Here is a 12,817-nt window from a genome sequence, read left to right on the forward strand (position 1 = left end):
GGCGATGGGCCTGAACCTCGACTTTTCCGTCGTTCTGGAGCGCTGGCCCCTGTTCTGGGACGGCGCGGTGATGACGCTGAAGCTCGCCGCTCTCGCGATCCTGTTCGGCGGCGCCATCGGCACCTTCTGCGCCGTCGGCCGCAACAGCGGAAACCGCCTGATCGCGCGGGCCTGCACGCTCTATGTCGAGGCGATCCGCAACACGCCGTTGCTCGTCCAGATCTTCCTTGTCTATTTCGGCCTCGCCAGCGTCGGCTTCAAGTTCTCGGCCTTTTCCGTCGCGGCCGCCGCGCTCGCGATCAATGTCGGCGCCTATACCGCGGAAATCATGCGCGCCGGCTTCGAATCCATCCCCGTCGGTCAGATCGAGGCGGCCGAGGGCCTGGCCCTATCGCGCTTCCAGATCTACTGGCATGTCATCCTGCTGCCGGCCACCGAGAAGGTCTATCCGGCACTGACCAGCCAGTTCGTGCTGTTGATGCTGGCCTCGTCCGTAACGTCGCAGATCTCGGCGGAAGAGCTGACCGCCGTCGCCAACTACATCCAGTCTGACACCTATCGCGCCTTCGAGACCTATATCCTGGTCGCGATCGCCTATGTCGTGCTCTCGCTCGTGCTGAGAGCCGGCTTCTGGGCGCTGGGGCTTGCGCTGTTTCCGCGCCGCCGGCGCCTCGGCACGGCGTTGTGACGGCGATGGGTGGGTCTCTCAACGCCAATCACCTGTTGTTCCTCGGCCATGGCGCACTGTGGACGATCGGCCTGTCCACGATCGCCCTGGTCGGCGGTGGTCTGCTCGGCTTCCTGATCGCGCTCGCGCGGGTGTCGCCGAGCCGCACGATACGCCTGCTCAGCGGCGGCTACGTCCAGCTGATCCAGGGAACACCGCTGCTGGTGATCATGTTCCTGGGCTATTTCGGCCTTTCGGCGCTGGGCTTCTCGATCTCGGCGCTGATGGCGGCCAGCGCCTCGCTGACGATCTATGTCGGCGCCTATTTCGGCGAGATCTGGCGGGGCTGCATCCAGTCCGTGCCGAAGCCGCAATGGGAAGCGGCCGAAGGCCTGGGCTTGAGCCGGACGCAGCGGATGATCAAGGTCATCCTGCCGCAGGCGATGCGGATCGCGACGCCGCCGACGGTCGGCTTCATGGTGCAGATCATCAAGAACACCTCGCTGGCCTCGGTCGTCGGCTTCGTCGAACTCGCCCGCGCCGGCCAGATCATCAACAACTCGCTGTTCGAGCCCTTCCTGATCTACGCGATCATCGCGGTGATCTATTTCGCCCTCTGTTTCCCGATCTCGGCGCTCAGCCGTCGCCTGGAGCGACGCATGGGCAATGGTCGCACGAAACTGATGCCGGCTTGACCAGGCAGGAGACGCAGATGACCCAGGACAGCCCGGTCGTTTCCCTCAGGGATGTTCACAAGAGCTTCGGCAGCCTCAAGGTGCTGGACGGCGTCGATTTTTCGGTGGCGCGCGGCGACGTGCTCGTCCTGATCGGCCGTTCCGGTTCCGGCAAGAGCACCGCACTGCGCTGCATCGACCGCTTCGAGACGATCGACAGCGGCGAGATCCATGTCTGCGGCCACCGTGTCGATGCCCCCGACATCGATCTGCGGGCGCTGCGCCAGGATGTCGGCATTGTCTTCCAGAGCTACAATCTCTTTCCGCATCTGACGATCGAGCAGAACATCACGCTGGCGCCGGTCTCGGTGAAGCGGATGGCCAAGGCCGAGGCCCGCGAACGCGCCCAGGCGGTGCTGGCGCAGGTCGGCCTAGCGGAAAAGCTCCATGCCTATCCCGAACAGCTCTCCGGCGGCCAGCAGCAGCGCGCGGCGATCGCGCGCTCGCTCGCCATGCAACCGAGGGTGATGCTGTTCGACGAAGTGACCTCGGCGCTCGACCCCGAACTGACCGGGGAAGTGCTGAAGGTCATCGAAGCGCTCGCTGCGGACGGCATGACCATGGTGATGGTCACGCACGAGATGGGATTTGCCAGGGGCATCGCCGACAAGGTGGTGTTCATGCATGCCGGCAAGGTTCACGAGACGGGAACAGCCTCGATCCTTGCCGCCCCGGCGACGCCGGAACTGGCCCAGTTCGTCGGAACGGGCTTTTAAAAAATCCAAGGCAAGGGAGATCCAGGGATGAAACGCAATGCAATCGCCACCATGCTGCTCGCGGCTGGGCTGGCAACGCTGTCCGGGCACGGCGCACGCGCCGATGTGCTCGACGACGTCATGAAGGCGAAGAAGATCCGGATCGCGACGGATCTGGCGATACCGCCGTCGGGCATGATGGACGGCACGATGAAGCCGACGGGCTCGGATGTCGAAACCGCCGAGCTTCTCGCCAAGGACTGGGGCCTGCAGCTCGAATTCGTGCAGACGACCGGCGCGACGCGCATTCCCAATGTGCAGACCAACAAGGCCGACATCATCATCTCGACGCTGTCGGTGACGCCCGAACGCGCCAAGGTGATCGACTTCTCGAAGCCCTATGCCGCCCTGCAATCGGTGGTCGGCTGCCTGAAGTCCGATCAGGTCAAGAGCTGGGACGATCTCAAGGGCAAGACGATCGGCGTCTCGCGCGGCACCACGCAGGACACCACGCTCACCAACATGAAGGAACGCGACCTCAAGCTCGCGCGCTATGACGACGATGCGACCATGGTCACGGCAGCGATCTCCGGGCAGGCCGACTGCATCGCGACTTCGGCGACGATCGTCAGCCAGATCGGCGTCAAGGCGCCGGCCCGCGCCTTCGAGCCGAAGGTCTCGATCACCAATTTCGATCTCGCCATCGGCGTGAAGAAGGGTGAGCCGAAGCTGCTCGAAAAGCTCGATGCCTGGGTTCAGGAGAACCTCAGGAACGGCAAGCTCAACGCCATCTACAAGAAGTTCCACGGCACCGAACTGCCCGAGAATATGCGGGGCTGACGTCAGACAGGCCGGCGGTGCGCACTTGCGGCCGCCGGCTCCCACTTCGAAACAAGGATACTACCCATGCGCCTCGTCATTGGTTCGGACCACGCCGGATGGTCTCTCAAGAAGCACGTCATCGACCACATCAGGACGCTCGGGCACGATGTGCTCGATGTCGGATCCTTCGATGACCAGCCGGTCGACTTCCCCGACATCGCACGCGAGGTGGCGCGCAAGGTCACGTCCGGCGAGGCCGAACGCGGCATCATGGTCTGCGGCACCGGTGTCGGCGCCTCGATCGCGGCCAACAAGATGAAGGGCATCCGCGCGGCCGTCTGCCATGACGTTCACTCGGCCCATCAGAGCGTCGAGCATGACGATGTCAACGTCATGTGCATCGGTGCCAAGATCATCGGCCCGTGGCTGGCGAGCGACCTCATCGACGCCTATCTGGCGGCAGAGTTCTCCACCGACGAGGACTTCCGCCGCCGCGTCGACAAGCTGCACGCGATGGACGCGGAAGGCTGAGCGAACCCGCCGATGATCCTGGTCTTTGGCTCCATCAATGTGGATCTGGTGGCAAGGGTCGCCACCATTGCGGGACCGGGCATGACGGCGCTCGCCCGCTCCCATGAGCAGCATTTCGGCGGCAAGGGCGCCAATCAGGCGGTGGCTGCGGCGCGCCTCTCGGCGCCCGGCACCTTGGTGATGGCGGCTTGCGTCGGTGCCGATGCCTTCGGGCGGGATTCGACCGAAAACCTCGGTCGCAACGGCGTATCGACGGAGCTGGTCCGTGTCTGCGACACCTCGACCGGCTGCGCCTTCATCTCGGTCGATGCGCAGGCGGAGAATGCGATCACCGTCGCGAGCGGCGCCAATGGCGCGTTGTCCGCGGGGGATGTGCCGGACGCCATGCTCAGGAGCGGCACCGTTCTCGTGCTGCAGATGGAAGTGCCCTTCCCGGCCTCGCTCGACGTGGCGCGCCGCACCCGCCAGGCCGGCGGCCGCGTCATCTGGAACTGCGCCCCGGTTCCTCCCGCGATGACAGGCGACGAGGCCACGGCTCTGCTGGAAGCGAGCGATATTCTCGTCGTGAACGAGCATGAGGCCAGCGACATCGCCCTGATCCTGGGCGTTGCCGCCGACGACATCGCGCAGCTCGCGACGCGCTCCGCCACGACCTGCATCGTCACGGCCGGTGCGCGAGGCGCCTTCGCCTATACGGCCGATGGACAGGTTTGCACGGCAACGACGCCAGCCATCGTGCCAGTCGACACCACGGGAGCCGGCGACACCTTCGTCGGCGCGATTGCGGTTGCCCTTCACGAAGGCTCCCCCCTCGCCGATGCCCTTCGTTTCGGCTGCAAGGCGGCCGCGCTCTCCTGCCTGTCGGCCGGCGCGCAAGGCGGAATGCCAGTCCGCGACGCGCTCCACGTGGTGCGCGCACTCTGAGCGCGCCCTCATGGCAATCGCTTACATCATTGGCTACCCAGCGGCTTCGCGGGAAGCTGCATCATCGTCGGCCGGAAGAGTTCGCCTTTCTTGATATCGTCGTCCTTTGCGGCAAACCCTTTGATAGGCCTGGCGCGCCCCGGTCCGTGTCGGAGATCTGCGGCTTCTCGAAGCGACCCAAGCGGCCCCGACTGCTTTCTGAAGTCAGGACAGCATGTAGAGGCCGATCGCTAGCGTGGCGATGGTCAGTGGCGCGCCGATCTTGAAATAGGTCCAGAAATCGATCGAGATGCCCTCCTTGGCAGCGCGCTCGGCGACGATGAGGTTGGCGACGGAGCCGAGGAGCGTGAAATTACCCGCGAGCGTCGAGGCCATCGCCACGACGAGCCAGGCGCGCTGCGGATCCTGCAACTGCTCGACGAAGGGCTTCAGCACCAGCACGGCCGGGACATTGCTGACGAGGTTGGACAGGACAGCGGTGACCCCGGTAAGCGCCGCGACATTGCCGAGGTCGAAATGCGCGGCCTGGGCCAGGACCTCCTTGGTCAGCACCGCGTGCTCCAGCCCGCGCACGACGACGAAGAGGCCTGCGAACATCAGCAGGAGCTGCCCGTCGATATCGCCATAGACTTTGCGCGGCTCGATGCGCCGCGTCAGCAGCAGCAAGGCCGCCGCGCAGATCGCGACCTTGGCGACCGGCTGGCCGAGGAAGAACAGCACGATCATTGCCAGGGAGATGAGCGCCGATTTGAGCGCCAACCAACTATGGAAATGGGCGGGGATCGAGACCGTCGGCAGCCTCTGGCGGGTGAAGTACTCGCGCGGGTTGAGGAGGAGCACGAGCAGGATCGTGACGATTAGTCCGAGTGCTGCCACCGGCGCCAACGCCGCAGTGAAGGCGCCGTAGGAGATCCCCGAGAGATTGCCGATGATCATGTTCTGGGGGTTACCGGTGATCGTCGCGGTCGAGCCTACGTTCGAGGCGAGCGCGACTGCGATGAGATAAGGCACCGGGTTGCGGTCGAGCGCGCGGGTCAGCGTGATGACGATGGGTGTCATCACCAGGCAGATCGCGTCGTTGACGAGAAACGCCGAGAGCACGCCGGTCGTCACCACGATGGCCGCGAGCAGCAGCGCCGGGTGGTACGCCTTGCCGACGGCCCAGCCGGCCACCATGCGAAAGAAGCCCGTTAACCGCAGATTGGCGACGACGATCATCATGCCGAGCAGGAGCGTGATGGTGTCGAGGTCGATCGCGCGATAGGCGTCCTCCAGCGAGAGCACGCCGCAGCCGACCATGAGCGCGGCCCCGACCAGCGCCCCCCCGGCCCGGTCGACGCGCAGGCCCGGCATCCGGCCGATGGCGATCGCGACATAGGTCGCGACGAAGATCGCGACCGCGAGGAACTGCGTCGCGTTGAGCCCCCAGCCCGTCATGAAGGTTACGCCGCTCTTTCGCCCGTCATCGCCGGCGCCGGAATGGCGCGGTGGTCGGTCGGCGGCTCATAGCCGCGGGTCTCCGGCATGGCAACGAGATAGAAGACGAGGCCGCAGGCGGGGAGCCTGACGAAGGCCGTTGAGTAACCGGCGTTGACGATGATCACGCCCGCCAGCGAAGCGGAGATCGAGGCGCCGACGCCCCAAGCCATTCGAAGCCCGAAGCAGACATGCCCCAAGCGGGAAATGGCTCCGGCTATCGGGCGCGTCGCCTTTCAACCTCAATAAGCGCATCCGATCGATTCCACGCCATTCCCTTGGCAGAAGGGAGCCGGGAGCTACCAAACGAGCGCAACCAGATCTGGTGGTTTTTGCGACCTGATGCCGGCCTCACGCCTCACTCGGCTGAACCTTCTGCCTCTTGCGCAGCGCCTGGAAGAGCGAGGCGCCCTTCACGGCAAGCAGCAAGGCGAAGGTCAGGATCATGATGATGAAGGCTGCGGCCGCGATCGCCGGGCTGATGTTCTCGCGGAGCGAGGAGAACATCTGACGGGCGAGCGTTGTCTGGTTGGGGCCCGCGACGAAGAGCGTGATCACCACCTCGTCGAGCGAGGTCGCGAAGGCAAAGACCGCGCCGGTCAGAATGCCGGGCATGGCCAGCGGCAGCGTCACGCCGCGGAAGACCTTGACCGGCGAGGCGCCGAGACTGGCTGCGGCACGCTCCAGCGCCGGGTCGATGCTGGCCAGCGAGCTCGCAACATTGACGAGCACGAAGGGCACGCAGAGCACCGCATGCGCAATGATGACGCCGAGATAGCTCGAGGCCAGCCCCATGCGGGCGTACAGGATCTGCATGCCGACGCCGAGCACGACCGCCGGCACCACCATCGGCAGCAGGAAGACCGAGCGCAACAATCCGGAAAACGGCAGGAGCTCGCGCCTGAGCCCAAGCGCGGCAAGCGTTCCGACCACCGTCGCGACGACGGTCGCGCCCGTGCCGATGATCAGCGAATTGACGATCGCACGGGTCCAGGCCTGGCTTTCGGCCAGCGCGCCGAACCAGCGCAGCGAGGGGCCGCTGATCGGATAGACCAGGAAGACGCTGTCGGTGAAGGCGAGCGGCAGGATCGCGACGAGCGGCAGTAGCAGGAAGGCGACGGCGAGCGCGGCGAAAGCGAGCCGCACGGCGTTGAAGGCCGCAGCGCCGGGGCGAGACACGCCGCTCATGTCTGCACCAGCGGCGTGCGCGAGAGCCGGCCGTAAAGGATGTAGAGCACGGTCGTCGGCACCAGCAGGAACAGGCCGAGCGCGCCCGCCATGCCCCAGTTCGCCGTTCCCGTCGCATAGAAGGCGATGACCGAGCTGATCATCTGGTCGCCGGCCCCGCCTGTCAAAGCCGGGGTGATGTAGTAGCCGAGCGCCACCATGAAGACGAGCAGCGAGCCCGAGAGCAGGCCCGGCATGGCGAGCGGTAGCAGGACATGGCGGAAGGCCTGCAGCGGGGCTGCGCCCAGCGCCGCGGCGGCCGGCATCAGGTTGCGCGGGATCGCGATCAGGCTGGCATAGATCGGCAGCACCATCAGCGGCAGCAGGACATGCGTCATGGCGATCAGCACGCCGGTGCGATTGTAGATCAACGAGAGCGGCGTCTCGATCAGCCCGAGCGCGCGCAGCGTCTGGTTGATCAGCCCGTTATCCTGCAGCAGGATCAGCCAGGCCGCCGTGCGCACCAAAAGCGATGTCCAGAGCGGCAGCAGCACGGCGATGAGCAGCGCATTGCGCTTCCAGCCCGACACGCTCGCCGCCAGCATCGCGAAGGGCAAGCCGATCGCCGCGCAAAGCAGCGTGACCTGGCCGGCAATGACGAAGGTGCGCAGCATGATCGCGCGGTTGACGGCGAAATCGGCTTCGACGGGCTCGATCCGCGCCTCGTCATTGCGCTTGAGGTCGACCGCCGCCAGCAGATTGGCATCCGTATAAGCCGGCATGCTGCGCTTCAGCGCCAGCCAATAGCCCTGCTCGCTCCAACGCGGGTCGAGGGCGACGAGATCGAACGCGTCCGCTTCGCCGGCCTCGCGCACGGCCCGCGCCGTGCGGGGGAGCAGCGTGCGGAAACCGGCCTGCTGGCTGTTCAGCGTGCGCACCGCATCGCCGAAGCGCTCCTGCGGCGTGTCGGTCCGCAAATCCCGGACGAGCGCCGCCTGCAGGGCAGCCGACGGCGGGCCTGCTCCATCCCAGTTCGCGATCGCGGTCGCCGTCTGTGGAAAGGCGAGGCGCACCGTGCCGCCCTGCACCGCCGTGGAGACCATCATCCAGAGCGGCCAGAGGAAGAACAGGCCGAGGAAGACGACCAGCGGCAGGACCAGGAGCAGAGCCTTGAGGCGCGCGCTCATGGCGCCACCAGCGAGCAATCGCCGGGCGCGAAGCTGGCGAAGGCCGTGCTGCCGACAGGTGGTGCCGCATCGCGCCGCCCGGCCCGTGCGACCAGACGGCTCTCCCCGAAGGCGAGATGCAGGCGGATATGATCGCCATGATAGACATGGTCCTCGACCGTCACCGGCAAGGCGTTCGCGGCAGCAGCGTCCTGCACGAGATGCAGCATTTCGGGACGAACCGAGACCATCACCTCGCTGTCGGGTTCAAACGACCCTGCCCTGTCGCAGGTCACGCTCCCACCGGATGCGAGCGCCACCGTCGTGGCCTCGCCCTGGCGCTGCGCGACGCGCCCCGCCAGCAGATTGGTCTCGCCGATGAATTCGGCGACGAAGCGCGTCCGCGGCCTGTCATAGAGGCCAGACGGCGTATCGAACTGCTCGATCTTGCCGCGGTTCAGCACCGCGACGCGGTCCGACATGGTCAGCGCCTCGCCCTGATCATGCGTCACGAAGATCACGGTGAGCCCGAGCTCGCGATGCAGCGCGCGGATCTCGAGCTGCATATGCTCGCGCAACTGCTTGTCGAGCGCGCTCAGCGGCTCGTCCATCAGCACGACCTTGGGCTCGTAGACCAGGGCGCGCGAGAGCGCGATGCGCTGCTGCTGGCCGCCGGAGAGCTGCGAGGGCCGGCGGTCGGCGAGATGGCTCAGGCGCACCAGATCGAGCGCGCGCTTCACCCTCGCCTCACGCTCCGCCCTGGCGACGCCGCGCATCTTGAGGGGAAAGCCGACATTCTCGGCGATCGTCATATGCGGGAAGAGCGCGTAATTCTGGAAGACGACGCCCATCTCGCGCTTGTGCGGCGGCAGATGCTCGACGCGCCGCCCGTCGACATGGATACGCCCGCCGGACGGCGCCTCGAAACCGGCGAGCATCATCAGGAGCGTCGTCTTGCCCGAGCCCGAGGGGCCGAGAAGGCTGACGAACTCGCCCCGCGCGACATGGAAGTCGAGCGCATCAACCACCGTGACCGTGCCGAATACCTTGCTGATGGCCTCGAAATGAATGAACGGATCCAGATCTGGCAAATGATCAATCTTCCCGTGAGGATGAGGCGAAGCCGTTGCGGCCGCGGCGAGGAACCGTTCGGAGACGGCGCCAGGCCGGGCGGCTGACGGGGGCGGCCCCGGGCACGATCTGGCGTGCCCGGGACGCGTCGCATGACGAGCGGCGATCCCAAGGCGGCGAACTGCCGCCCCAGTTGCAGCTCTGCTTGCCGGCTTACTTGCCGACCCAGGCGTTGAAGCGCTTGGTCAGGTCCTCGATATTGTCGTTCCAGTAGTCGACATCGATCGCGATCGCATTCTCGAGATTTTGCGGCGCGGTCGGCAGATCCACGGCGAGATCGGCCGGGACGGCGGCCGCGGCAGCCTTGTTGGGCAGGCCATAGGCGATGTCCTGCGGCAGCTTGGACTGGTTCTCCGGCAGGCTGGCGAAGGCGATGAAGTCCATCGCCTGGTCCTTGTTCGGGCTGCCCTTCAGGATCACCCAGCTGTCGACGGCGTAGATGGAGCCCGGCCAGACGGTCTTGAACTTGGTGCCCTCGGTCTTGTTGATGCCGCTGATGCGGCCGTTATAGGCAGAGGTCATCACGACCTGGCCGGATTTCAGCAGCTGCAGCGGCTGCGCGCCCGATTCCCACCAGACGATATCGGACTTGATCTCGTCGAGCTTCTTGAAGGCGCGGTCGACGCCGCCCTTCTCGCGCAGCGTTTTGTAGACGTCCTTCGGCGCGACGCCATCGGCCATCAGCGCGAATTCGAGCGCATATTTCGGGCCCCGGCGCAGGGCGCGCTTGCCCGGAAAGGTCTTGGTGTCCCAGAAGTCCTTCCAGGAGGTCGGCGCCGTCTTCAGCTTCTCGGAATCGTAGGAGAGCAGCGTCGACCAGACGATGGCCCCGACGCCGCAATCGCTCACCGCACTCGGCAGGAACTTGTCTTTGCCGCCGAGCTTGCTCCAGTCGAGCTTCTCGTAAAGGCCGTCGGCGCAACCGATGGCAAGTTCATCGGCCTCGACCTGCACGGCGTCCCAGTTCGGCGTACCGGCCTTCACCTTGGCCTGGACGACGCCGACGCCGCCGTCCCAGGATTCGTCGAGGACCGGCTTGCCGGTCTTTTCCGCGAAGGGCTTGAAGTAGATCTTGCGCTGCGCGTCCTGGTAGTTGCCGCCCCAGGATACGACGGTGAGATCGCGGGCCGACGCCGCGCCGAGGCCGGCGATGACAAGCCCCGCCGCGAGCGCGGTGCTGCCGAGTATGGACTTCAGAAACGTCATGGATCTTCTCCCTGCTTCTGCTGCAGCGATCCCCCCGCCCCTCGCGGTTGGGATCGTCGTTGCCCCTATTGGAGCCCCCTTTATCGCGGTGCGATAGAGGGGTTTCCGGAAAAACTTCGCGTCGATCAGGCTCCGATCTCTCGCAGCAGCTGTGCCGGCGCGAGCCGCAGCGCTGCCGCCCGCCGGTGGCCTTCCAGGCCCTCGCTGGCGCTCTGTCGCATGGCCGGCGGGGCGACTGCCGCGACGCCGCGCTCGTCGAGCCATTGATGCGTGCAGGTCTTGAGATAGGAGCCGACCCAGAGCCCGCCGGTATAGCGCCCGGCCGCCATGGTCGGCAGCGTGTGGTTCGTACCGCAGCACTTGTCGGAATAGACCACGCTGGCTGCGACCCCGATGAAGATCGAGCCGAAATTGCGCAGCTTTGCCGCCGTGGCATGCGCGTCGCGGGTATGCACCTCGAGATGCTCCGCAGCGATATGGTCGGAATAGGCCAGCATCGCGGTCTCGTCGGCGCAGACGACGATCTCGCCATAGTCGCGCCAGGCTGCGGCGGCGACCGGGGCGGTCGAAAGATTGCCGAGCTGCCGCTCGATCTCGACGAGCACTTCCTCCGCCAGGGCGCGGTCCGTGGTGATCAGGCCGACGCGGGTGCGCACGTCATGCTCGGCTTGCGCCAAGAGGTCGACCGCGATCGTCACGGCATCGCCGGTCTCGTCGGCGACGACGAAGATCTCGCTGGGACCGGCGAGCTGATCGATGCCGACCAGCCCAAAAACCTGGCGCTTGGCCTCGTTCACATAGGCATTGCCCGGGCCGACGATCTTGTCGACGGCCGGAATGCTCTCCGTGCCGAAGGCCATCGCGGCAATCGCCTGCGCGCCGCCGATGCGAAAGATGCGGTCGGCGCCGGAGAGATGGCAGCCGGCGATCATCGCGGGATGGGCGCCGGGCGGCAGGCAGGCGATGACCTCGTCACAGCCCGCGACCTTGGCCGGCACGATGGTCATGATCGGCGCTGAGAGCAGCGGATAGCGCCCGCCCGGGACATAGGCGCCGACGCGGGCGATCGGGATGATGCGGTGGCCGAGATGCAGGCCGGGCAGCGGCTCGATCTCCAGGGGCAGCAGGGTCTGGCGCTGGGCCTCGGCAAAGGCCCGCACGCGCTCGATCGCGAACTCGGTATCGGCCCGGGTCTGCGTCTCCAAGCCGTCCAGCGCGGCGGCACGCTCCGAGGGCGAGACTTCGAAGGCGTCGATCTCGAGCTTGTCGAACTCGCGGGAATAGTGCCGCAGGGCCGCGTCGCCATCCCGCCGCACCGCCTCCAGAACCGCCTTCACCGTGGTCTCGACAGGGGTGTTGTCGCTCCAGGCGCTGCGCTGGGGCGCCTTGATGCGCGTGATCCGGGCTTCCAGGGCGGGATCGGATTTGGACATGCAGACTGCTTCCGGTGAGCGGGATCGAGCTGGCCAAGCTTCTGCGCGGTGCGGCGACAAGGCAAGGAGGCCAGCAGGGGCGTTGAAGATATTCACCAGCTGGGCTCAGATGCGGCGCTCAGCTGAAGGAGGCCTTCCATGAAGATCGGCGACCGTTTGAGGGAGCTACGGCTCCGCCGCCAGCTCAGCGTCCGCGCCGTCGCCTTGCGTTCAGGGATTTCCCACTCGTCGATTTCGCTGATCGAGCGGGACCTGATCAGCCCTTCGCTTGATACTCTGCATGCCGTGCTCGACGCGCTCGGCACGACCATGTCGGGCTTCTTTCTGGATTTTCATGCCGCATCGCCGCCAAATCCCTTCTGCCCGGCCTCTGAAATGACGGAAATCGGCCGGGCCGACGCGATCTCCTACCGCGTCATCGGAACGGGCTTTCCCAACCGCTCGATGCTGATGCTGCACGAGACCTACGCCCCCGGCGCCGATACGGGCGAGGCCTTCTCCCATTCGGCCCAGGAAGGCGGCCTCGTCATCCGCGGCGCGGTCGAGGTCACCGTCGCGGGCCGGTCATCGGTCCTGCAGCCTGGCGATGGTTATTATTTCGACAGCCGGGAGCCGCACCGGTTCCGGAATGCCTCGGCGGAACCGAGCGAGATCATCAGCGCCATCACGCCCCCGACCTATTGATCCCTGGACGCTGCGGCTCGATACCCGGGCATGGTTCCGAGGCAGGCGCTCTTCATTGGGTGGGCCTGCTTCCGTTCTCGCCCCCTGGATCGTCTGACCGGATAGCGTATCCAGTCCGATGATCTAACACTTTGTCTTTGCATCGGCTTTGCCCCGAAAACCGCAATCCACTTTTCGGGCC

The 12,817-nt window shown here is 66.1% G+C and carries 14 protein-coding genes; 7 read left to right on the plus strand and 7 right to left on the minus strand.

The genetic code is table 11. The features are described from left to right. The first annotated feature begins 4 nt into the window (after window positions 1-4). The 6 genes from AC1DW9_RS04640 (at window position 5) to AC1DW9_RS04665 (ending at window position 4,373) form a co-directional block, all read left to right on the plus strand. Window positions 5-688 (plus strand): amino acid ABC transporter permease, encoded by a 684-nt coding sequence (locus tag AC1DW9_RS04640; protein ID WP_476776136.1) that lies wholly within the window; start codon window positions 5-7, stop codon window positions 686-688. Window positions 689-693: 5 nt separating this feature from the next. Continuing rightward, window positions 694-1,362: an amino acid ABC transporter permease gene (locus AC1DW9_RS04645; RefSeq protein WP_441506784.1), complete on the plus strand. Its 669-nt coding sequence runs from the start codon at window positions 694-696 to the stop codon at window positions 1,360-1,362. Window positions 1,363-1,379: 17 nt separating this feature from the next. Continuing rightward, complete coding sequence (locus AC1DW9_RS04650; protein WP_476776137.1) at window positions 1,380-2,117, plus strand: amino acid ABC transporter ATP-binding protein; 738 nt, start codon at window positions 1,380-1,382, stop codon at window positions 2,115-2,117. A 51-nt stretch (window positions 2,118-2,168) separates the two neighbouring features. Then, the gene (locus tag AC1DW9_RS04655; RefSeq protein WP_476776228.1) at window positions 2,169-2,936 is read left to right on the plus strand and encodes a transporter substrate-binding domain-containing protein; all 768 of its coding nucleotides are present in this window, start codon (window positions 2,169-2,171) and stop codon (window positions 2,934-2,936) included. A 66-nt stretch (window positions 2,937-3,002) separates the two neighbouring features. Further along, complete coding sequence (gene rpiB / locus AC1DW9_RS04660) at window positions 3,003-3,449, plus strand: ribose 5-phosphate isomerase B (protein WP_069881807.1); 447 nt, start codon at window positions 3,003-3,005, stop codon at window positions 3,447-3,449. Window positions 3,450-3,461: 12 nt separating this feature from the next. Further along, window positions 3,462-4,373 carry a ribokinase gene (locus tag AC1DW9_RS04665; protein WP_476776138.1) on the plus strand — a complete coding sequence of 304 codons (912 nt, stop codon included), beginning with the start codon at window positions 3,462-3,464 and terminating at the stop codon, window positions 4,371-4,373. Window positions 4,374-4,577: 204 nt separating this feature from the next. Here AC1DW9_RS04665 and AC1DW9_RS04670 read toward each other — a convergent pair whose 3' ends face one another. The 7 genes from AC1DW9_RS04670 to hisD all read right to left on the minus strand — a co-directional run bounded on the left by AC1DW9_RS04670 (window position 4,578) and on the right by hisD (window position 11,952). Beyond that, the gene (locus AC1DW9_RS04670; protein WP_476776139.1) at window positions 4,578-5,810 is read right to left on the minus strand and encodes an anion transporter; all 1,233 of its coding nucleotides are present in this window, start codon (window positions 5,808-5,810) and stop codon (window positions 4,578-4,580) included. 5 nt (window positions 5,811-5,815) lie between these two features. After that, window positions 5,816-6,022, minus strand: coding sequence for a hypothetical protein (locus AC1DW9_RS04675; protein ID WP_441491223.1), 207 nt, complete (start codon window positions 6,020-6,022; stop codon window positions 5,816-5,818). Window positions 6,023-6,200: 178 nt separating this feature from the next. Further along, window positions 6,201-7,037 carry an ABC transporter permease gene (locus AC1DW9_RS04680; protein ID WP_441491222.1) on the minus strand — a complete coding sequence of 279 codons (837 nt, stop codon included), beginning with the start codon at window positions 7,035-7,037 and terminating at the stop codon, window positions 6,201-6,203. Next, window positions 7,034-8,203 carry an ABC transporter permease gene (locus AC1DW9_RS04685; RefSeq protein WP_476776141.1) on the minus strand — a complete coding sequence of 390 codons (1,170 nt, stop codon included), beginning with the start codon at window positions 8,201-8,203 and terminating at the stop codon, window positions 7,034-7,036. Before AC1DW9_RS04685 ends, AC1DW9_RS04680 begins: the two co-directional genes overlap by 4 nt. Then, entirely contained in the window at window positions 8,200-9,264 is a 1,065-nt protein-coding gene (locus AC1DW9_RS04690; protein WP_441491367.1) for an ABC transporter ATP-binding protein, read from the minus strand. Before AC1DW9_RS04690 ends, AC1DW9_RS04685 begins: the two co-directional genes overlap by 4 nt. A gap of 202 nt (window positions 9,265-9,466) precedes the next feature. Further along, window positions 9,467-10,519: an ABC transporter substrate-binding protein gene (locus AC1DW9_RS04695; RefSeq protein WP_441506777.1), complete on the minus strand. Its 1,053-nt coding sequence runs from the start codon at window positions 10,517-10,519 to the stop codon at window positions 9,467-9,469. 125 nt (window positions 10,520-10,644) lie between these two features. Further along, window positions 10,645-11,952: a histidinol dehydrogenase gene (hisD, locus tag AC1DW9_RS04700; protein WP_476776142.1), complete on the minus strand. Its 1,308-nt coding sequence runs from the start codon at window positions 11,950-11,952 to the stop codon at window positions 10,645-10,647. 138 nt (window positions 11,953-12,090) lie between these two features. Here hisD and AC1DW9_RS04705 point away from each other — a divergent pair, with 138 nt between their 5' ends. Next, window positions 12,091-12,636 carry a cupin domain-containing protein gene (locus AC1DW9_RS04705; protein WP_441491218.1) on the plus strand — a complete coding sequence of 182 codons (546 nt, stop codon included), beginning with the start codon at window positions 12,091-12,093 and terminating at the stop codon, window positions 12,634-12,636. The last annotated feature ends 181 nt before the right edge of the window (window positions 12,637-12,817 follow it).

It is taken from the genome of Allobosea sp. P4_E12 (assembly GCF_056401655.1).

What these genes read in the sequence shown, in the direction of transcription:
- AC1DW9_RS04640 (WP_476776136.1), top strand. Translation starts at nt 5, where the DNA reads ATGGGCCTGAACCTCGACTTTTCCGTCGTTCTGGAGCGCTGGCCCCTG.
- AC1DW9_RS04645 (WP_441506784.1), top strand. Translation starts at nt 694, where the DNA reads ATGGGTGGGTCTCTCAACGCCAATCACCTGTTGTTCCTCGGCCATGGC.
- AC1DW9_RS04650 (WP_476776137.1), top strand. Translation starts at nt 1,380, where the DNA reads ATGACCCAGGACAGCCCGGTCGTTTCCCTCAGGGATGTTCACAAGAGC.
- AC1DW9_RS04655 (WP_476776228.1), top strand. Translation starts at nt 2,169, where the DNA reads ATGCTGCTCGCGGCTGGGCTGGCAACGCTGTCCGGGCACGGCGCACGC.
- rpiB (WP_069881807.1), top strand. Translation starts at nt 3,003, where the DNA reads ATGCGCCTCGTCATTGGTTCGGACCACGCCGGATGGTCTCTCAAGAAG.
- AC1DW9_RS04665 (WP_476776138.1), top strand. Translation starts at nt 3,462, where the DNA reads ATGATCCTGGTCTTTGGCTCCATCAATGTGGATCTGGTGGCAAGGGTC.
- AC1DW9_RS04670 (WP_476776139.1), bottom strand. Translation starts at nt 5,810, where the DNA reads ATGACGGGCTGGGGGCTCAACGCGACGCAGTTCCTCGCGGTCGCGATC.
- AC1DW9_RS04675 (WP_441491223.1), bottom strand. Translation starts at nt 6,022, where the DNA reads ATGGCTTGGGGCGTCGGCGCCTCGATCTCCGCTTCGCTGGCGGGCGTG.
- AC1DW9_RS04680 (WP_441491222.1), bottom strand. Translation starts at nt 7,037, where the DNA reads ATGAGCGGCGTGTCTCGCCCCGGCGCTGCGGCCTTCAACGCCGTGCGG.
- AC1DW9_RS04685 (WP_476776141.1), bottom strand. Translation starts at nt 8,203, where the DNA reads ATGAGCGCGCGCCTCAAGGCTCTGCTCCTGGTCCTGCCGCTGGTCGTC.
- AC1DW9_RS04695 (WP_441506777.1), bottom strand. Translation starts at nt 10,519, where the DNA reads ATGACGTTTCTGAAGTCCATACTCGGCAGCACCGCGCTCGCGGCGGGG.
- hisD (WP_476776142.1), bottom strand. Translation starts at nt 11,952, where the DNA reads ATGTCCAAATCCGATCCCGCCCTGGAAGCCCGGATCACGCGCATCAAG.
- AC1DW9_RS04705 (WP_441491218.1), top strand. Translation starts at nt 12,091, where the DNA reads ATGAAGATCGGCGACCGTTTGAGGGAGCTACGGCTCCGCCGCCAGCTC.